The 18664-nt window shown below is 70.2% G+C and carries 15 protein-coding genes; 4 read left to right on the top strand and 11 right to left on the bottom strand.

Going from position 1 to position 18664, the window contains the following annotated elements; translation table 11 throughout:
- Nucleotides 1-146: 146 nt before the first annotated feature.
- Entirely contained in the window at nucleotides 147-1061 is a 915-nt protein-coding gene (locus tag ACZ5IK_RS04610; RefSeq protein ID WP_465486536.1) for a cation diffusion facilitator family transporter, read from the bottom strand.
- Nucleotides 1062-1217: 156 nt separating this feature from the next.
- Between ACZ5IK_RS04610 and ACZ5IK_RS04605 the strand changes: the two genes are divergently transcribed.
- Nucleotides 1218-4226 carry an AfsR/SARP family transcriptional regulator gene (locus ACZ5IK_RS04605; protein ID WP_465486706.1) on the top strand — a complete coding sequence of 1003 codons (3009 nt, stop codon included), beginning with the start codon at nucleotides 1218-1220 and terminating at the stop codon, nucleotides 4224-4226.
- Between the two features lie 228 nt (nucleotides 4227-4454).
- On the opposite strand, the gene manA is transcribed toward ACZ5IK_RS04605, so the two are convergent.
- The 5 genes from manA to ACZ5IK_RS04580 form a co-directional block, all read right to left on the bottom strand.
- Complete coding sequence (gene manA / locus ACZ5IK_RS04600; protein WP_465486705.1) at nucleotides 4455-5678, bottom strand: mannose-6-phosphate isomerase, class I; 1224 nt, start codon at nucleotides 5676-5678, stop codon at nucleotides 4455-4457.
- Nucleotides 5679-5744: 66 nt separating this feature from the next.
- Entirely contained in the window at nucleotides 5745-6836 is a 1092-nt protein-coding gene (locus ACZ5IK_RS04595) for a hypothetical protein (RefSeq protein WP_465486535.1), read from the bottom strand.
- Nucleotides 6820-7041, bottom strand: a complete 222-nt coding sequence (locus ACZ5IK_RS04590; protein WP_101610456.1) for a Trm112 family protein — start codon at nucleotides 7039-7041, stop codon at nucleotides 6820-6822. Before ACZ5IK_RS04590 ends, ACZ5IK_RS04595 begins: the two co-directional genes overlap by 17 nt.
- A gap of 52 nt (nucleotides 7042-7093) precedes the next feature.
- A complete protein-coding gene (locus ACZ5IK_RS04585) occupies nucleotides 7094-8449 on the bottom strand; it encodes a phosphomannomutase/phosphoglucomutase (protein ID WP_101610457.1) in 1356 nt (451 codons plus the stop codon).
- Between the two features lie 71 nt (nucleotides 8450-8520).
- On the bottom strand, nucleotides 8521-8874 hold the full coding sequence (locus tag ACZ5IK_RS04580; protein WP_074038239.1) for a DUF3499 domain-containing protein: 354 nt from the start codon (nucleotides 8872-8874) through the stop codon (nucleotides 8521-8523).
- A gap of 116 nt (nucleotides 8875-8990) precedes the next feature.
- Between ACZ5IK_RS04580 and ACZ5IK_RS04575 the strand changes: the two genes are divergently transcribed.
- Complete coding sequence (locus tag ACZ5IK_RS04575; protein ID WP_005150818.1) at nucleotides 8991-9422, top strand: metallopeptidase family protein; 432 nt, start codon at nucleotides 8991-8993, stop codon at nucleotides 9420-9422.
- Between the two features lie 322 nt (nucleotides 9423-9744).
- Here the strand turns inward: ACZ5IK_RS04575 and ACZ5IK_RS04570 are convergent, their stop codons facing one another.
- Together ACZ5IK_RS04570 and ACZ5IK_RS04565 are read right to left on the bottom strand one after the other, a co-directional pair.
- A complete protein-coding gene (locus ACZ5IK_RS04570) occupies nucleotides 9745-13047 on the bottom strand; it encodes a glycosyltransferase (protein ID WP_465486534.1) in 3303 nt (1100 codons plus the stop codon).
- A 135-nt stretch (nucleotides 13048-13182) separates the two neighbouring features.
- Nucleotides 13183-13566, bottom strand: a complete 384-nt coding sequence (locus ACZ5IK_RS04565; RefSeq protein WP_007028952.1) for a WhiB family transcriptional regulator — start codon at nucleotides 13564-13566, stop codon at nucleotides 13183-13185.
- Between the two features lie 171 nt (nucleotides 13567-13737).
- Here ACZ5IK_RS04565 and ACZ5IK_RS04560 point away from each other — a divergent pair, with 171 nt between their 5' ends.
- Nucleotides 13738-14499 (top strand): site-2 protease family protein, encoded by a 762-nt coding sequence (locus ACZ5IK_RS04560; RefSeq protein ID WP_101610459.1) that lies wholly within the window; start codon nucleotides 13738-13740, stop codon nucleotides 14497-14499.
- Here the strand turns inward: ACZ5IK_RS04560 and ACZ5IK_RS04555 are convergent.
- The 3 genes from ACZ5IK_RS04555 to mshB are packed head-to-tail and all read right to left on the bottom strand — an operon-like array spanning nucleotide 14483 to nucleotide 16543.
- Nucleotides 14483-15289 (bottom strand): hypothetical protein, encoded by an 807-nt coding sequence (locus ACZ5IK_RS04555; protein WP_101610460.1) that lies wholly within the window; start codon nucleotides 15287-15289, stop codon nucleotides 14483-14485. The two genes, ACZ5IK_RS04560 and ACZ5IK_RS04555, sit on opposite strands and share 17 nt — an antisense overlap.
- A complete protein-coding gene (locus ACZ5IK_RS04550) occupies nucleotides 15282-15665 on the bottom strand; it encodes a hypothetical protein (RefSeq protein ID WP_168214602.1) in 384 nt (127 codons plus the stop codon). The genes ACZ5IK_RS04555 and ACZ5IK_RS04550 overlap by 8 nt, the downstream gene beginning before the upstream one ends.
- 35 nt (nucleotides 15666-15700) lie before the next feature.
- Entirely contained in the window at nucleotides 15701-16543 is an 843-nt protein-coding gene (mshB, locus tag ACZ5IK_RS04545) for an N-acetyl-1-D-myo-inositol-2-amino-2-deoxy-alpha-D-glucopyranoside deacetylase (protein ID WP_465486533.1), read from the bottom strand.
- 157 nt (nucleotides 16544-16700) lie between these two features.
- On the opposite strand from mshB, the gene ACZ5IK_RS04540 reads away from it, so the two are divergent.
- The gene (locus ACZ5IK_RS04540; protein ID WP_465486532.1) at nucleotides 16701-18482 is read left to right on the top strand and encodes an ABC transporter ATP-binding protein; all 1782 of its coding nucleotides are present in this window, start codon (nucleotides 16701-16703) and stop codon (nucleotides 18480-18482) included.
- The last annotated feature ends 182 nt before the right edge of the window (nucleotides 18483-18664 follow it).

The following is an 18664-nucleotide window of genomic DNA, read 5'->3' as shown; positions in this document are numbered from 1 at the left end:
TCGGCGGAATACGGACAGTTGCCCCGCACGGTGATCACGGAACCGGCGTTTCCCTCGCCCCGATGTCAGGAAAGGGGCTTTCAGGACGAAAAACGTCTTGAAAGCCCCTTTCCTGACATCCGAGAGCGGACAGTGGCCCGCCCGGCTCACGCCAGCGAGCGGTCCAAGTCCGGCTCGAGGTAGATCAGCTTCGCCGTCGGCACCTTCGCGCGAACCCGCGCTTCGGCGTCGTCGATGGCCTGCGCGACTTCGGCGGTCTCCAGCCCTGGCACCAGCGCGAGCTTCGCGGCCACCAGCATCTCGTCCGGGCCGATGTACAGCGTCCGGATGTGGATGACCCGCTCGACCTTGCCCGCGGCGAGTTCGTCGACGATCGTGTCGAGGTCGGGCTCGGAGGCGCCCTCACCGATCAGCAGGCTCTTCATCTCGATGATCAGGATGACCGCGATGACGCCGAGCAGCAGGCCGATCGTGACGGTGCCGATGCCGTCCCACACCGGGTCGCCGGTGGCGACCGAGAGCCCGACGCCCGCGAGCGCGAACACCAGGCCGAGCAGCGCGCCCGCGTCCTCCAGGAGGACCACCGGCAGTTCGGGGGTCTTGGCCTGGCGGATGAACGCCCACCAGCCCGCGTCGCCCTTGATCTTCTTCGACTCCTGGATCGCGGTGTGGAAGGAGTACGACTCCAGTCCGATCGCGACCACGAGGATGCCGACGGCCACCCACGGCGAGGTCAGCGCCTCCGGCTCGCTGATCTTGTGGATGCCCTCGTACAGCGCGAACACCGAGCCGAGGCTGAACAGCATCAGCGCGACGATGAACGAGTAGAAGTACCGGTCCCGCCCGAAGCCGAACGGGTGCGTGCGGGTCGCCGCGCGCTGCGAGGTCTTCTGGCCCAGCAGCAGGAGGCCCTGGTTCGAGGTGTCCGCGAGCGAGTGCACGGATTCCGCGAGCATCGAAGACGACCCCGTGATGAGGAAGCCGGTGAATTTGGCGGCCGCGATTCCGGCGTTCGCCACGAGCGCGGCGATGATCGCCTTGGTTCCGCCACCTGCAGACACGTTCAACTCCCCTGGTGTCCTGAAAAAATGGTGTCCCGATATGCCGGGTTCGAAGGCTAGCAGTGCAGATGAGGCCCGTGGCGCCGGGCGGGACAGGTCACAGAATTGTCGGAACCCCTCGCTAGTCTCGCCCCTCTCATGACCTGGGAGGTGCCCGTGCCGCGATTCGGCGTGCTCGGACCGTTGACGATCGAGAGCCCGCCCGGGCGGCGCACCGCGCCGCGCGGCGATCATCAGCGTGCCCTGCTGGCCGTCCTGCTGCTGAACGCGAATTCGTCCGTCCCGGTCGACGCCCTGGTCGAGACCCTCTGGCCGGAGACACCACCGAAGTCGTACTCCTCGAATCTGCACACCTACGTCTCCCGTCTGCGGGCGCGGTTCGAGGGGCTGGAGATCGAGCGTGACCCGCTCGGATACCGGCTGGTCGTCGAGCCCGGCGACCTCGATCTGCTGTCCTTCCGCGAGGCCGCCGCGGCGGGGAAGGCGGCGGCGCGGGCCGGTGATCCGGCGGCGGCCGCCGGGCACTATCGCCGGGCGCTGGCGGAATGGCGCGGGCCGGTCCTGTCGGGACTGCATCTCCCCCGGCTCGACGCGGACGTCGCCCGGCTCGAGTCGGAACGCCTCGCCGCTTTCGAAGACTGTGTGGACGCCGAGCTGTCCGACGGCAGGCACGGCGAGCTCACCGGCGAACTCCAGGCGATGATCACCGAGCATCCCCTGCGCGAGAGGCTGGCCGCGCAGCTGATGACCGCGCTGCACCGCGCCGGGCGGCAGGCCGATTCACTGGCCGTCCACCGCGAGCTGCGCACCACCCTCGTCGAGGAACTCGGCGTGGAGCCCGGCGCCGAGGTCCGCCGCGTGCACGCCGCCGTGTTGCGCGGTGAGGATCCGGTGCCACCCGTCAAGGCCGCGCCGGTCTTCCCGATCTGCCAGCTGCCCCCGGACATCGCGGATTTCGCGGGTCGCGAGGGCGAGGTCGCGAAGCTCTCCGGGTTGCTCGGCGCGAGCACGGGCGTCCCGGTCGCGGTGATCACCGGCGAACCCGGCGCGGGCAAGTCCACCCTCGCGGTCAGCACCGCGCACCGGCTCCGCCGGTCCTTTCCGGACGGGCAGCTGTTCGTCCCGCTCGCGGGCGCCTCCAGCCCGCGAGACCTCGCCGACGTCCTCGGCGACCTGTTGCGCGCACTGGGTGTCACCGGCCCCGCCATCCCGGACGACGTCGAGGCAAGAGCGGCGGTCTATCGCGGCCGTCTCGCCGATCGGCGGGTCCTCGTGGTGCTCGACGACGCCGCGGGCCCCGATCAGGTCCGCGCGCTGCTGCCGGGCACACCGGGCAGCGCCGTCCTGATCACCAGCAGGCAGCGGCTTTCCGGGCTTGCCGGGGCGGATCGCCTCCCTCTCGCGCCGCTGTCCGGTGCCGAGGCGATGACCCTGCTGGCACGGCTGGCCGGGCCGGATCGGGTGGGCGCCGAACGAGCGGACGCGGAGCGCATCGCCAAGGCCTGCGGCAATCTCCCGCTCGCGCTGCGGATCGCGGGCAGCAGGCTCGCCATGCGGCCGGGCCTGCCGCTCGGGAAACTCGCCGGGAAGCTGGAGGACGAGGTCTCGCGCCTCGACGAACTCCAGGTCAGCGATCTCCAGGTGCGCGGCAGCATCGCGTTGAGCCATCAGGCCTTGAGCCCGGCCGCGCGACGCGCGTTCCGGTTGATCGGCCGCTCCCGCACGCTCGATCTGCCCGCGTGGGCGGTGTCGACCCTCATCGACTGCGCTGACAGCGAGGACGCTGACGAGGCCATCGACGAACTCGTCGAGGCGAGCCTGCTCGAGGCCACCGGTGTCGATCCGACCGGTGAGCAGCGGTTCCGCCTGCACGATCTCGTGCGCGTGTTCGCCACGGAACTCGGACGGGAGCTGGAGACCCACGACGAGCGGGTGGCCACCGTCGCGAAGGTGTCGGACGCGGCGCTGTGCCTCGCCGACACGGCGGCCCGCCGTCTGCCGAGGACGGTGCCGATGCCGTTGTCGGATCAGGACGTGCCCGCGCAGCCGTTGGCGGCCGAACTGGTCGAGCGGCTGTTGCGCGATCCCGGGACGTGGTTCTCCGTGGAGCGGGCCAACCTGGTCACCGCCGTCTCGTCGCTGTGCGCCGTCGGCTGGCTGCGAAAAGCGTTGCGGATACTGGAAAGGCTGAGCACGTACCTGTACCTGCACAGCCACTACACCGACATGAGGACGGCGTACGAGACCTTGCGCGACGCCGCCCGAAAGGCGGGCGACAGGCACATCGTGGTCATCGCCGAGGCGAACCTGGCGGTGTTGCTGCACGCTCGCGGCGAGTACGAACGCGCCGTCGAGGGGTATCGAGAATGTTCGAAGGAACTGGCGGAGCTGGGTGATCTGGCCACGCGAGCATGGGTGGAGACCAATCTGGCGCACTGCCTCGTCGGGCTCGGCCGGGCCGGGGAATCGCTGCACGCCGCGACCCAGGCCCGCGAACTGTCCACTGTGGAGGATTCGGGAACCCATGCGCGGCGGGCGGAATCCGCCGCGCTGCACAGGCTGGGCAAGATCTCCGAAGCGCTGGAGATCGATCGCCGGATCCTCGCCGAGGCGAGGGAATCGGCCGACGACCGCCGGCTCGGCATCGCCCTGCAAGGGCTTTCGTGGTCACTGATGCTCGACGGCCGCCCGGAAGAGGCGCTGGAGACGGTCGAGGAATCCGTCCTGGTCCTGCGCCGGACGACGGCAAAGTCGGCGCTGGCGAAGTCGCTGCGCACGCAGGGCGCGATCCTCGCCGGCGCCGGACGGCGCGCCGACGCGGTGAAGGCGTACGAAAACGCGCGGCGGCTGGCGGGCGCGCTCGAAGAACGGCCGCGAGAGCTTTCCTGCACCCGCGCGATCGCGGCGAGCTGGATCGGCGACGGCCGCGCCGACCGCGCGATTCCCGTGCTGCGCCAATGCCTCGGCGAATTCCGTGCCATGGGCGGGAAACCCGCGACCGGCCTCACCCTGCACGTCCTGCGCAGGGCGTACGAAGCCGTCGGGGAAACAGAGGCGGCCGAGGCGGCGGGTGAAGAGGCGAAACGATTGGATGTCCCCCACGACGCCAACGCTTCGACCCTTGTCCGGTTGCTGTTGTCGCTCACCGAACCCGCCCCGGCCTGACCGGGTGGTGCCCGACCCCTCAGACGAGCACCACCCGGAAGTCAACCCACGGAGAGCCGCCGGCCCGTATCGGGACGAGCCGACGACAACCGCAGGGTCACCCCTTCGGATGATGATCGCGGAACCCGCCACACGGAACGCACACAGTTCGGCCAAGACGCGTTTCGTCCTCTAGTTGCGGTCCTTGCACGTGCAAGGACCGCAACTAGAGGACGAAACGCGGAGAGGTCAGCAGGTGCCGGCGGTGGCGCGGAAGACCTGGGTGCGCTCACCGGAGAGCGGCCGGACGCGGACGGCGGGGTCGGCGGCCGGGAGCCACACCGACTGGCCGCGGCGGAGTTCGACCCGCTCGCCGTCGTCGGCGGTCACCAGGATGCTGCCCGCGGTGCACAGCAGGATCTGCGGGCCGACGTCGTGGACGGCGACCTCGCCGTCGTCCCCGGCCTCCCACTCGATCCGCGACAACTCGAACTCGGGCGCGTCGGTGCGGTACACCGACAGGCGCTCCTCGCGCTCGCCGCTCTGGACCGGCATCTCGCCGCACGCGAAGTCGACGACGCGCAGCAGCTCCGGCACGTCGACGTGCTTGGGGGTCAGCCCGCAGCGCAGGATGTTGTCCGAGTTCGCCAGGATCTCGACGGCGGTGCCGTGCAGGTACAGGTGCAGGTTGCCGGCGGGCAGGTAGATCGCCTCGCCCGCGCTGAGGGTGAGGCGGTTGAGCAGCAGCGCCGCGAGCACGCCCGCGTCACGCGGATGCGACTCGCCGAGTTCCAGGATGGTCCGGCATTCGACGTCGAACTCACCGCGTTCCTGGATGTGCTTCACACACGAATCGAGGACCTCGGGCAGCAGTTCGTCGAGCGCGGCCTGCGGCAGGGTGATCCAGGTGGTGAACAGCGCGCGCAGCCCGGCCGGATCCGGCTGGGCGTCCAGCAGCACCGCGTACTTCGCCAGCCCCGGCGTCTCGATCGCCTTCAGCAGCGCGATCGTGCGTTCCGGGTCGCGGAAGCCCGCCAGCGCGTGGAACTCCGTCAGCGCGCAGACGAGTTCCGGTTTCGCCGTCGGATCCGGGTAGTTGCGGTTCGAGGCGTCGCGCGGGATGCCTGACGACTCCTCGCGCGCGTAGCCCTCCGCCGCCTGTGCGGCCGAGGGGTGCGCCTGCATCGAAAGCGGCTCTTCGGCGGCGAGGATCTTCAGCAGGAACGGCAGCCTGCCGCCCCAGCGGCCGGCGCAGCCCTCGCCTAGCTGGCCGATCGGATCGGCTTCGACGAGTTCCAGCAGGCTCCGCTCGGTGCCGTCCGGGCCGATGACGTGGGACGGGTCGCCGGGGTGGGCGCCCATCCACAGTTCCGCCTCCGGATGCGGCGCCGGCACCGGACGCCCCAGCAGCTCGGGGATCGTCGTTCTCGACCCCCACGCGTAGGGCCGCACGGCATTGCGCAGCAGCTCCACTGTCACCTCAACTCCTCGCCGGGCACGGGTGGTGCCGGCCCTCATTTCTTACGTCGCACCCGGGGCTCACGCCGTTGCAGGCGTGTACCTCCCAGCGCCGCCGATACTGCCGACGGCCAGCCCCAGATAGACCGCGGCCAGCTCGAAACGCAGCGCGAGAACGGCCGCACGCACGATCTCGTCCGTTTCGATCTCTTCGGCGGGGGCGATCACATCCGCACCGGGCAGCAGGTCTTCCGCCTGGTAGCGGGCCGCCTCCGTGGCCGGCCCCGTCCGAACCGAGAGGAGCAACACCTTCGGCACGACGCCGACCCCCTCCTCCGGGTCCGCGAAGATATCGCGCTGCACGCCCCCGGACAATGCCGCACGCCGCAAAGCGGGCCTTGCCAAGGCCTGGCGATAGTCCTCGACATCACAGACGAGGGCCGCGTGGGCGGCGAAAGCGTGTGCCGCGTGCTCGCCGACGGCGACCGCGACCGGGTCCAGCCCCCACAGGAGCGGCTGGCGGTCGGCCAGCTTCAGCGCCATCGCCTTGGCCGGGTTCGCGAACGAGTCCCTCGCCAGGTAGTCCTTCTCGGCTTCCGCGTCGAGATGGTCGGCGAGCTGCTCCAGATCGGCCACCAGCAGGCCGAGCGCGTTCGCGGTCAGCAGCGCGGCGGCGAGCCCGCGCGGGAAGGCCATTTCCGGCGGGACCGGGAGCCTCGGCGCGAGGATCAGTCCCTTGCCCGCGACGGCGGCCGCGACCGGGCCCTCGCCGGGAGCGGACAGCACGACCGTCGCCCCGAACCGGGCGGCACGCTCCAGCGAAGCGGCCAGCTCCCGATCACCGGCGTCGTCGGTGTGCGCGAAGACGACGTCGAGGGCACCGATCCAGCTCGGCACGACCTCGGCGACGACCACCGGCACCGGGCAGGCCGGGGTCAGCAGCGCGGCGACCAGCCTGGTCAGCGTCCGGCTGACGCCGGGCCTGTCGATCAGCACGAGCGAGCGCGGGCGCCCGACGTCCAAGCGGTCGCTCAGTTCGAGCTCGGCCGCGGCTTCGGCGGTCGCCCGGACCTGGGCGCCCGCCATCGCGGCGGCACGGAGCAGCCCCGCGGTGTCGGCCTCGGCCAAGCGCGCGGGATCGTCGAGCAGGGAATCGTCAGGGACCGTCGGCATGTGCGCCATCCGGGGTCGTCGGCTCGGTGGCTTCGTCCAGCAACAGTACCGGGATTCCATCACGGACCGGATACACGCGACCGCACTCCGTACAGGTCAGCGCGTCCGCCTCCGGATCGGCCGTCGTCCCCGGCCGCAGCGGCGCGTGATCGGGGGACGGGCAGGCCAGGATCTCCAGCAACTGTGCGTCAAGCGTGACGGCCATGGTCTCTCCCTACCTGTGGGACATCTCTATGTGTGTTTTCACGACACATTCGTTACCCACGGACGATCGCCAATACGTCTTCGGTCAGCGCCCGGACGGCCTCGGCGTCGGCGGCCTCGACGTTCAGGCGGAGCAGCGGCTCGGTGTTGGACGGGCGCAGGTTGAACCAGCCACCGCCGGGAAGCTGCACGGTGAGCCCGTCCAGTTCGTCGATCTCGACGCCGTCGCGCGCGGCGAAGGTGTCCTTGACCGCCATCATGCGCGCGACCTGGTCGTCCACGGTGGAGTTGATCTCGCCGGAAGCCGCGTAGCGCGAGTACTCCGCCGTCAGCTCGGACAGCGGGCCCGTCTGCTCGCCGAGGGCGGCGAGGACGTGCAGCGCGGCCAGCATGCCGGTGTCGGCGCGCCAGAAGTCGCGGAAGTAGTAGTGCGCGGAGTGCTCGCCGCCGAAGATCGCGCCGGTCTTGGCCATCTCGGCCTTGATGAACGAGTGCCCGACCCGGGTGCGCACCGGCTTGCCGCCGTGCTCGGCGACGATCTCCGGTACCCCCTTCGACGTGATCAGGTTGTGGATGATGGTGCCGCCCGGCTCCTTCTCCAGCTCACGGATCGCGACCAGCGCGGTGATGGCGCTCGGCGACACCGGCTCGCCACGCTCGTCGACCACGAAGCAGCGGTCGGCGTCGCCGTCGAACGCGAGACCCGCGTCGGCGCCTTCCTCGCGCACCTTCGCCTGGAGGTCGACGATGTTCTTCGGGTCGAGCGGGTTGGCCTCGTGGTTGGGGAAGTTGCCGTCGAGTTCGAAGTACATCGGCACGACGTCGAGGGGCAGGCCCGCGAAGACCGTCGGGACGGTGTGGCCGCCCATGCCGTTGCCTGCGTCGACGACGACCTTCAGCGGACGGCTTCCGGACAGGTCGACGAGCTTGCGCAGGTACGCCGCGTAGTCCGCGAGGACGTCCTTCTCGGTCACCGAGCCGCGCTGGCCCGCGAAGGTGGGGACACCCTGCTCGACGGTGTCGCGGATCTCCGCGAGACCGGAGTCCTGGCCGACCGGCGCGGCGCCCGAACGGCACAGCTTGATGCCGTTGTACTGCGCCGGGTTGTGGCTGGCGGTGAACATGGCGCCCGGCAGGTTCAGCGACCCGGAGGCGAAGTACAGCTGGTCGGTGCTGGCGAGACCGATCGTCACGACGTCGAGGCCCTGCGAGGTCACACCGTCGGCGAACGCGGCGGACAGCTCGGGCGAGGAGTCGCGCATGTCGTGGCCGATGACGATCGCGTCCGACTCGGCTTTGATCAACAGGGCGAACGCCGAGCCGAGGTCACGGACGAGCGCCGCGTTCAGCTGTTCACCGACCACGCCGCGAATGTCGTAGGCCTTCACGATGCCCGAAAGGTCTGGCACGCCTGCTCCCCGCCAATAGTCTCGTTACAACGCCCTCTGGCGCCTCGAAAGCCTACCGGCGGGCCTTGGTGTCAGGCTCGGCCGGGCAGGACGCGCAGGTGGCCGCGCCTGCCGGAGGGACCCTCGGGTTCGGGGTCGGGCGCGGGCTTGTCGGAACGGCCCGCTTCGCGCACGGCCTCGGCCAGCGCGGTCAGCTCGTCGGCGGAGGGATCGGGAGCGGCGAAGGCCCCCTCGTGCCGGACGACTTCCCAGCCCTTGGGCACGGTGAGCCGGAGGGCGTGGGCCTCGCAGAGGTCATAGGAGTGCGGCTCGCTCGCGGTGGCCAGTGGCCCCACTACGGCTGTCGAGTCGCTGTAGGCATACGTGAGCGTGGCGACAGCGGGTTCGAGACAACCCGTTCGCGAACACTTTCGTACGCTCCGCACGATCGAGAACGATAGCGCGTCCCCGGCCAGGTGTACCGGCGACACGCGCTTTGATTCGCCGAGCGCGTACCCTTCGGATCGTGGCGACGGCTCGTGATTCCCGACAGCGACGGCGGATGCGCCGGGACCGGCACGGCCGGGGCCTGCGCGGAGCGCTGTATCCGTCGACCCTTCCCGCCGCCGCTAGCAGGGCAGAGAGGTTCGACGCGCTGGTTTTGGACGCGCTCGAACCGATCGAAGCGCGGTGGCGGCACGAGCTGACGAAGCTCGACGTGGCCGTCGACGACGTTCCCGAAGTTCGCTCGGATGGCGCACCGGCCGGAGTGGACGGCGTACTGCACGACGGCGCCGTCCCGCTCTCACGGCTCGTGCCCGCCGGCGTCGACCGAGCCGGACTGCCGACGCGCGCCCGCATCGTCCTCTACCGCCGCCCCCTCGAAGCACGCGCGAAGGACCCCGGCGAACTCGCCGAACTCGTCCACGACGTCCTCGTCGAACAGGTGGCGGGCTACCTGGGCGTCGAACCCGACGTCATCGAAGGCGACTGACTCTCTCTCCCACACCGCCCCGACCCAGCCCCCGCCCTTCCCCGGGGGGCGTCCCCAGCCCAGCGTATCGCGAGGGACCGACGGGACCTGCGGAAACGGTGCTGTAGCCCCGAGTTGTCCACAAGGGGACTGGCCTGTGGACAACTTGCTGTCGTGCAATGAACGGGCCTTTCCTTGCGAATTTTGCAAGGAAAGGCCCGTTCATTGCACGGGTCGCCGGGGGCATCCGCGTCAGGAGCTCAGGTCCGTGAAGGACTCCTTGAGGGACCCAGAGTCCCTCAAGGAGTCCTTCACGGACTTGGCGAGCCCAACGCCCCCGCACCTAACGAGAAGGCAGACCGTCCCGCCGCCGCGTAGGCACGGCCGTCAGCAGCGTGAACAGCACCGCGGCGATCTGCGCCAGCAGCAGCAGGTTCCGGGTGGTGCCCTGGTGCTCCACCACCACCTCCGAAGGCGTGGGAGGCACCGAGACCGCCACCTGATGCCCCCAAGCCCGCACGATCGGCACGGCCTTGCCGTCCACGGTCGCCTGCCAGCCCGCCTCGAACTCCGCGGCCAGCACGAGCAGCCGTCCGGTCGGCCCTTCCGAGACGCGCACCCGCACGTCCGGCAGCCCGGCCTGTACCGGTGCCACCCCTGGCGACGCCCCCGGCGCGCCCTTGCCGGTCACGGCCGCCTGCGCCAGTTCCGGCGAGATGAGCGCCACCTGACCGCCCGCGGGCAGCAGCCGCAGCACCGGACGCCCGTCCGAGGTCGGCGCCGCCAGAACCACCAGATCACGCGCGAGTGCGACGAAAGCCGAACCGTCCGCACCGGCGGGCAGCACGACGTACAGCACGCCCGAGGCCGCGGCCGCCGCGAAGGCCTGCTTGACCGCGTCCGGCGAACCGGTCAGCAGGTCGCGGCGCCACGAGGCCAGTCTGTCGGCGCTGCCGGGTGTCGGCGCGAGTTCGTCGTCGCCGTAGAGCGGCAACCGGCCCCCGGTCTGCCGAACGGGCTCGCCCACGACCAGGACCGAGCGTCCGCTGGAAGCCAGGTCGTCGGCGGCGAGCGAGGGACGCGCACCCGACCGCAGCGGGCCTTCCCGGCCGGCGGCGACCGCGCCGGTCACCAGCGTCAGCAGCACGAGCACCCCGGCAACAGCAGTGACCTTCGTCAGCCACGGCGCGGGTTCGACGGTCGTCCCGCCGCGCTGCCAGGTGGCCAGCACCGTCCACAGCAGCCCCGCGCCGATCACCAGCAGCGGCACCCCGGCGTACCCGGTCGCGTGCGCGCCGCCCGTCATCGGCGTCACCGCCACGAACCGCACCGCCACGAGCCCGAGCACACCCAGCACGACGACGGCGACACCGGCGCCCGCGCCCTTCGACGGCCGGACCACCAGCGCGACGATCGCGGCCGCGACCAGCGCCACCCCGATCGGCCAAGCGCCGGGACCGCCGGGATCCAGTCCGGCGAGATCGGCACCGGACGCGGCCGTGGCGGCACCGCCGAGCCCGTGCAGCAGCAGTTCCGGATGCCTCAGCAGCACACTCGGCCACGGCAGCAGCAACGCCAGCGGCAGGAAGACCACGATGCCGACCGACGCGATCCGCCGCGCGAGCCCGGTCGGCGAGGGCAGCACCACGAACCCGACCACCAGCCCGACCAGCGCCAGCGCGTGCGCCAGCGGCGAGAACGCGCCGATCAGCGCCAGCCCGATCGCACTCAGCGCGGAAACGTGCAGCCATCGCGAGTCCGCCCGGACCAGCAGCCCGACGATGCCCGCGATCACCAACGGCAACAGCAGGTGCACGACAACGACATCGAGCCGTCCCTGCGCGACCGAAGCCGTGGCGGCGGGCAGCACGCCGTACGCCGCCGCGACGACGGCACGAACCCAGCGACGCACGCGAAGGTGCCGGGTGGCCACGTAGGCGCTCAGCGCGGCGAGCGGGATGTCCCCGATCAGCAGGATCGCGACCAGCGCCGCGGGTCCGCCGATCGGCGTGAAGATCGCGCCGAGGGTGCCCAGCACCGGCAACGTCGCGGGCGCGGGACTCGCCGTCCCGCCCGCGATCGCGTGCCACGGCGCGAGATACGACGACCAGATCTCGCCGAGACCGCCGACGGGCAGCAGTTTCCCGCCGAAGAGGTCCAGTCCGAGCCGGGAACCGTTGACCACGAAGGCGAGCGCCGTCAGCACGACCAGCATGAGGACCGGCGGGGCGAACACGGTCGCGCCGAGCACCCGCTTCCGGTCGACCTCGACGAACACGAGTTCCGGCTCCGGCCGCCGCCCGCCGTCACGCGGCACCGGCGACGGTTTCGGCCTGCCCGCGGCGGGTTTCTCGGATACGTCTTCGGGGACGGCGACCGCGACGACCGCGCTGGGCCGCCGGAGTCCCGTCCCCCGCGAGCCGACCCCGCGCATCGCCCCGGCGGGCAGCGCGCCGGGGCCGACGGGGCGATCTTGCCCGGCCCGCAACGCCTCCGGCGGGATCCAGGCGCCTTCCTGGTCCGCGCTCTCCGGCACGGTCCCGAGGGCGAAGTCCCGTTCGACACCGCGCCGGACGAGGCCGACGACACCGGCGCGGACCGCGTTGCGCATCCGCGTCACGCGCCCGGTGAACAGGCCGCGGACGTCACCGGGCCGGTCGGTCTTCCGGCGTTCGGCGCGGGCCGCGCGCAGTCCGCCGCGGCCGCGCAGCAGGTACCAGGTCGCCGCGAGTTCCGCGCCCGCCTCGCCGGTGCGGCGCAGCAGCAGGAACGCGAGCGCCCGGAACAGCGCGAAGAACGGAATTCGAATCAAGCCGAACCAAAAGGACAACGGGGAACAATTGACGAGGAACACCCGGAGCCCGTGCGCGCGGTTCGCCGTCGCGAGGGAAAGGCCGAGCGCGTCCGGTTCCCGTTGCCCGGTACTGAGCGCGCGGGCGTGCCGGAGCCTGGCGCCCGCCACCGAGAGCACGCGGCCGCCCGCAGCGTTGGCGCGCCAGCCGAAGTCGAGATCCTCGCGCAGCAAGGGAAACCCGGGGTCGTAGCCGCCGAGGTCGTGCCAGACTTCCCGCCGCACCAGCGATCCCGCGCTCGGCACGGCGAGCACCGCGGTGTCGGCCTCTTCGGGTGAGATCTGCTGCCGGTGACCGATGGCGTCGGTCGACAGTCCGGCTTCGACGATCAGCCGCGGGTCGCTCCAGTCCACCGCGAGCGGGCCGAGCACCGTCGCCTCGGGCTCGTTTTCGGCCGCTGCCAACAGGTTCTCGAGACAGTCCGGTTCCGGCGCACAGTCGTCGTGCAGCAGCCAGAGCCAGCCACCGGGATCTCCCCAGCGTTCGACGGCGTGCGCGACGGCCTCGCCGACCGCGGCACCGAAGCCGACGTCATCCGAAAGTGTGAGAATCCCGTCCAGAACGGGAGTGGTGTCGGTACCGCCGACGACGCCTTCGGGCGCGGCCGCGTCGGCGAGGATCTTGGCCGTCCGGTCGGTGGAGCCGGTGTCCACGGCGAGCACGTGCCGGGGCCGGACACCGCTGCGCCGGAGCGCGGAAAGCGCCAGTGGCAACCAGTTCTCGCCGTTGTGACAGACCACAATGGCCAGTACGGGGACCGTGCGCAGCACAGGTGACGCGGCAGTGCGAGACAACGGGCACTCCAGATGTGGCGGCGAAGTCGAGTGCCGCCACCCTACGACGCGACCCTGTCACCCGTTGGTGGCCCCACTATGTGGATGCGGGGCAGGAAGCGATCTCCGGCGCACTGAGGGTGCCGGAGATCGCCGTCACACAGCTCGCTTTTTCAGTTTCCTACGCTCACGTTCGGAGAGCCCGCCCCAAATACCGAACCGCTCGTCATGCGCGAGGGCGTACTCGAGGCACTCGTCCTTGACCTCGCAACCGAGGCAGATCCGCTTGGCTTCGCGGGTGGAGCCGCCCTTCTCGGGGAAGAACGCCTCCGGGTCCGTCTGCGCGCAGAGGGCCCGTTCCTGCCAGTCCTGCTCTTCCGCGGAGGCATCGTCGAAAAGCTCGGTGAGATCGCCCAGTTGCTGCTCCGGGACCTCACCCCAACCCACGACTTGCCCCCATTCCCTTCCATCTGCTTCCAACCGCACGTCCGCCTCCTCGCTGTCCACGCACTCCCCAGGCTGGCGGTGTTGAAACACCATCCGCCGCCCCCTTCCAGCGACGAATGACATCACTGTGATTACACCCGTGTAGTGCGGTCAGGTCAAGCGGAGTAGCGAGTTCGGGGGATACCCGCGCCCCATCGCGCAAGGGGACACGCCGGTAACTTCACATCGGGCATACGGAAGACTGGTGGGGTGCAGAGATCAGCAGTGCGGCCCAGCCCGATCTTCCTCGGCATCCTCGCGGTCACCGTCCTGGGCGGTGTACTGGCGGCTTTCGGTGATGCGACCACGATTTCCAGCCAGAAGTACGACCCGCTGATCATCGCCGGAGTGGTCCTTCTCGTCGCCGGCGGCTGGGTCGCGTCACTGACGCTGCACGAGTTCGGGCACGCCGTCGTGGCGTTCCGCGGCGGTGACCACAGCGTCGCCCACAAGGGTTACCTGACCATGGACGTCCGGAAATACACGGATCCGGTGCTGTCCATCATCCTGCCGTTGGTGTTCCTCATCATCGGCGGCATCCCGCTGCCGGGTGGCGCGGTGTGGATCGAACACGGGCGCCTGCGTTCACGTTCCGTCCAGTCGTGGGTATCGCTCGCCGGGCCGCTGAGCAACCTCGCCGTCGGCGTGGTGCTGGCGCTCCTCGTCGCGCTGGTGCCGATGGCGAACGGGCTCGTGATCGGGCTCTCGTTCCTGGCGCTGCTTCAGATCGTCACGTTCCTCTTGAACATCCTGCCGATCCCCGGCCTCGACGGCTGGGGCGCGATCGAGCCTTACCTTTCGCCCGGCGCGCGCGAGTTCGGCGCGAAGGTCCGGCCGTGGGCGCCGATCGCGCTGTTCGCCGTGCTGTTCCTTCTGCCGGGAGCCAGCCCGCTGCTGTGGAAGGTGTCCTACGCGATCTTCGACACCGTCGGAGGTTTCAAACTCGCCGCCATGTACGGCCAGGACGCGTTCACGTTCTGGAACTGAGTTCGCCGTCGGGGTGTTCGACGAACCACTCGTGCGCCCGTTTCCAGACTCGTTTGAGGCCGGATCGCTCGCCGAGGTAGTCGCCCGCCATGCCGACGACCGGCAACTTCCCGAGTGCACGATGGAAAAGACGGCCGCGAGGCCGCTTCTCCAGTTCTTCGACGATGCCCAGCAGTCCCCGGCCGAGTCGCCACAGCGTGCCCGCGGCCGCCTTCAGCGTGACCTTGCCGTGCTTCTTCTTCGCTTCGTCGAGTTCTTCGGTGAGCTTCGCCGCTTCGTCGTCTTCGGCGGCCTTGTCGTGTTCGGCGTGCTTACCCGCCGCGACCACCGGATCGATGTCGCGTTCGAAGAGCACCCACGCGATCAGCCGGACGCGGGCGCCGACGTCGGTCACGCCGTACTCCCCCGCGATCGCGCACAGCAACACTCCCTGCGACGCCGAGCCGAGCGCGTCCTGCACGGGCAGCCTGTCGGCGAGCGCGCCGCCGAGACCGGGGATCGCGGTGATCAACGCGGTGAACCGGCCGACCCGGTTCACCCACCAGTCGGTCCGCTGGTAGTTCGTCATCTCCGCCCAGGCCGCGGTGCCGGGCACCTTGACCGAGGTGATCCCGTCGAGCAGCTTGTCCTTCAGCTTGGGCTCGACGCCTTCCAGCGCGTCCTCACGCCGCCCCCTGGCCTGCAAGCCGAACGGATCCGCGTCACGCAGCGCGTCGACCATCGGACCGCAGGCGCGGACGAACGGCCGCAGCACCGCCACGACCTGGCGATCCGAAATCGCTTCACCCATCTTCGCCTCCCTTGGCGGCTTTCGCCGCCGTGCCCAGACCGCTGCCCAGCGCCAGCGCTCCCGGAAGGGCGCCACCGCCGATCAGCAGCAGTGCCCGCCAGTCCTGTACCAGCACCAGATCACCACCTGGCCCGGTCACGCCCATTCCCAGTACGACAAGTACCCAGACGAGCAGCGGAATCACCGAAAAGGAGGGCCGGACCACTTTCGCGGTCGTCCTCACCAACAGCGGTGTCGTGATCACCGCGAGCACCACGGTCACCGGGAACGGGGCGTCACCGAGCTTCGGCAGCACGATGCCGTCGAGCCGCAGCGGCAGGAAGAACAGTTCGAGCAGCCCGAGCAGAAGCGCGGCGAAGCACAGCACCACCAGCATCAAGCGCCGTCCGGTCGAAAGAGGCGGCGTCACCGTCACTTGGCCAGTCCCCCGAACAGGTCGGCCGCGGCACCCTCGGCCGGTCCGTGGGCGAGCACGAAGTACTCGTACGGGGTGATCGGCTGCGCGACGTCGTTGCTCAGCGCGAAGTGGTCCGCGAGATGCGGCGGGGCGGGCACGCTGACCTGAGTCTCGTGCGCCCGCAGCGCCGCGGCCTTCGCGGGGAGATGCGCACCGACGTCGAGAACGGTCGTGATCGTCTCGTCCGGTGTCACCGGCAGTTCACCGTCTTCGGGGACGCGGAACGCCGAGCGCCCGCGCAGCGCGGCGAGCCCGGCGGTGACGGCGTCGCGGGAAGAAACGGTGTGAAAGACCCGCTCGACCGAAGATGCCTTCGGCGCGGCGGCCATCGTGATCTCGTGCGCGCGGATGTGGTCGGGATGCCCGTAACCCCCGAAAGCGTCATAAGTGACGACGACCTCGGGCCGGACCTCGTCGAGGATCTTCGCGAGCTGGGCCGCCTGCTCGTCGAGGTCGCCGCCGGAGAACGCGCGCGGGTGGGCCGCGGACGGCGTCCCGGCCATCCCCGAGTCACGCCATCGCCCGATGCCGCCGAGATACCGGTGCCGGGTGACGCCCAGCGCGGCACAGGCCGACGCCAGTTCGCCCGCGCGGTAGCCGCCGAGCTGATCGGAAGCCCACGAACCGAGCCCGGCGAGAAGCGGCGGGATGATCTCGCCTTCCTCACCGAGAGTGCACGTGACGACGGTCACGTCGGCGCCTTCGGCCGCGTAGCGCGCGATGGTGCCGCCGGTGGTGATGCTCTCGTCGTCCGGATGGGCGTGCACGAGGAGCAATTTGGGCCGCGCGGAGATCACGGCTTGAAGACTAATTCGAACACGGCGCGCTTTCCTTTATAGGGTGTCGGGAACGGAAGCCCCGAGCACCGACCTTAGTCGGGCGACTCTCGGTTATCCTCGCGCGAGTCACGGGCTTTGCGCCGTGACCATATGTACCCCCACGAAGGGCATCTTGGTGAGCACTGAAGCAGCATCGTCGGACCTCGGCGGCGTGTCGGGTTCGGTTCTGTCCATCTCCGACCTGAGCGTCTCGTTCCCGACCGACGACGGCGTGGTCGACGCCGTCAAGGGCATCGGATTCGACGTCAAGCCTGGTGAAATCGTCGCGGTGGTCGGCGAGTCCGGTTCCGGCAAGTCGGTGACCTCGATGTCGGTGCTCGGGCTGCTCCCGAAGACGAGCCGGATCGCGGGCGAACTCCGCCTCGGCGACCGCAACCTCGCCGACCTCAAGGAGAAGGACCTCCAGAAGATCCGCGGCAACCAGGTCGCGATGATCTTCCAGGAGCCGATGACCGCGCTGAACCCGGTCTACACCGTCGGCTGGCAGCTGCGCGAGGCGCTCCGCTCCCACCAGGACATCTCGAAGGAAGCCGCCGACAAGCGCGCCATCGAGCTGCTGGAGATGGTCGGCATCCCGAACCCGCCGCTGCGCTTCAAGCAGTACCCGCACCAGCTCTCGGGCGGTCTGCGCCAGCGCGTCGTCATCGCGATGGCGATCTCGTGCGACCCGAAGGTGATCATCGCCGACGAGCCGACCACGGCACTCGACGTCACCGTGCAGGCGGAGATCCTCGGCCTGCTGCGCAAGCTTCGTGACACCCTCAACACCGCCATCGTGCTGATCACGCACGACATGGGCGTCGTCGCCGACCTCGCCGACCGCGTGGTCGTGATGTACCAGGGCAACATCGTCGAAGAGGCGCCGGTGCGCGACCTGTTCGCGTCGCCGCGGGAGGAGTACACCCGCAAGCTGCTCGCCGCGGTGCCCGTGCTCGGCCAGCGCCCCGAAGGACGCCGCCTGCTCGACGACGCCGGCATCTCCGCCGACAGCGACGAGGCTTCGAAGATCGCCGAGGAGATCCGCCTCGAGGACAGCGAACTCGCGGCCGTGATCGAGGAGAACGCGCCCGCGCTCGAGATCAAGAACCTCGTGCTGGAGTACCCCGGCCGCCGCGGCCAGGCGAAGAACCGCGCGGTGGACGACGTCTCGCTGAGCATCGCCAAGGGCGAGATCGTGGGCCTGGTCGGCGAATCCGGTTCCGGCAAGTCGACCGTCGGCCGCTGCGCGATCCGCCTGCTGACCCCGACAGAGGGCACCGTCTCGATCGCGGGCAAGGACATCACGAACATGTCCAACAAGGATCTGCGCCCGCTGCGCCGCTACTTCTCGATCGTGTTCCAGGACCCGGCGTCCACGCTGGACCCGAAGATGACCATCGGCGAGTCGATCGCCGAGCCGATGGTGCTGCACAAGTTCCTGGCGGGCAAGGCGCTGAACGAGCGTGTGGCGTCCCTTTTGGACAAGGTCGAGCTCGGCGGCCACTACCGCAACCGGTACCCGCACGAGCTGTCCGGCGGCCAGCGCCAGCGCGTCGCCATCGCGCGGGCGCTCTCGCTCGACCCGGCGCTGCTGATCGCGGACGAGCCGACCTCGGCGCTGGACGTCTCGGTGCAGGCCCGGGTGCTGGACCTGTTCCTCGACCTGCAGCGCTCGCTGCAGTTCGCGTGCCTGTTCATCAGCCACGACCTCGCCGTCGTCGACCTGCTGGCCGACCGTGTCGCGGTGATGCAGCACGGCAAGCTCGTCGAGGTCGGCACCCGTGACCAGGTGCTGCACTCGCCGCGCGAGGAGTACACGCGCCGCCTGCTCTCGGCCGCTCCGGTGGCGGACCCGGTGCTGCAGGCCAAGCGGCGTGCGGCCTGGGAGGCGGGCAAGCTCGCTCCGGTCGCGGACTGACGCTTCTGGGTGTGTCATGAAAGGGGCTTTCAGGACGGTTTTCGTCCTGAAAGCCCCTTTCATGACACACATACGCGCGTGCGAGACCGTCACCCACACCACCCCAAGCGGGGGGAGGGCCCCCTTCCCCTGCCGGGCCGAGGGAGGGGGGGGTTTCCGGGCCAAAAAAAGTGTTGCGCCCT

It is taken from the genome of Amycolatopsis sp. NPDC031561 (assembly GCF_055580625.1).
Note: the sequence above shows the minus strand (reverse complement) of the source record. Positions and strands in the feature narration are given on the sequence as shown.

What these genes read in the sequence shown, in the direction of transcription:
- ACZ5IK_RS04595 (WP_465486535.1), bottom strand. Translation starts at nt 6,836, where the DNA reads ATGCCGACGGTCCCTGACGATTCCCTGCTCGACGATCCCGCGCGCTTG.
- ACZ5IK_RS04555 (WP_101610460.1), bottom strand. Translation starts at nt 15,289, where the DNA reads ATGGGTGAAGCGATTTCGGATCGCCAGGTCGTGGCGGTGCTGCGGCCG.
- ACZ5IK_RS04565 (WP_007028952.1), bottom strand. Translation starts at nt 13,566, where the DNA reads ATGGTGTTTCAACACCGCCAGCCTGGGGAGTGCGTGGACAGCGAGGAG.
- ACZ5IK_RS04575 (WP_005150818.1), top strand. Translation starts at nt 8,991, where the DNA reads ATGCGCCGGGACCGGCACGGCCGGGGCCTGCGCGGAGCGCTGTATCCG.
- ACZ5IK_RS04550 (WP_168214602.1), bottom strand. Translation starts at nt 15,665, where the DNA reads ATGCTGGTGGTGCTGTGCTTCGCCGCGCTTCTGCTCGGGCTGCTCGAA.
- ACZ5IK_RS04590 (WP_101610456.1), bottom strand. Translation starts at nt 7,041, where the DNA reads ATGGCCGTCACGCTTGACGCACAGTTGCTGGAGATCCTGGCCTGCCCG.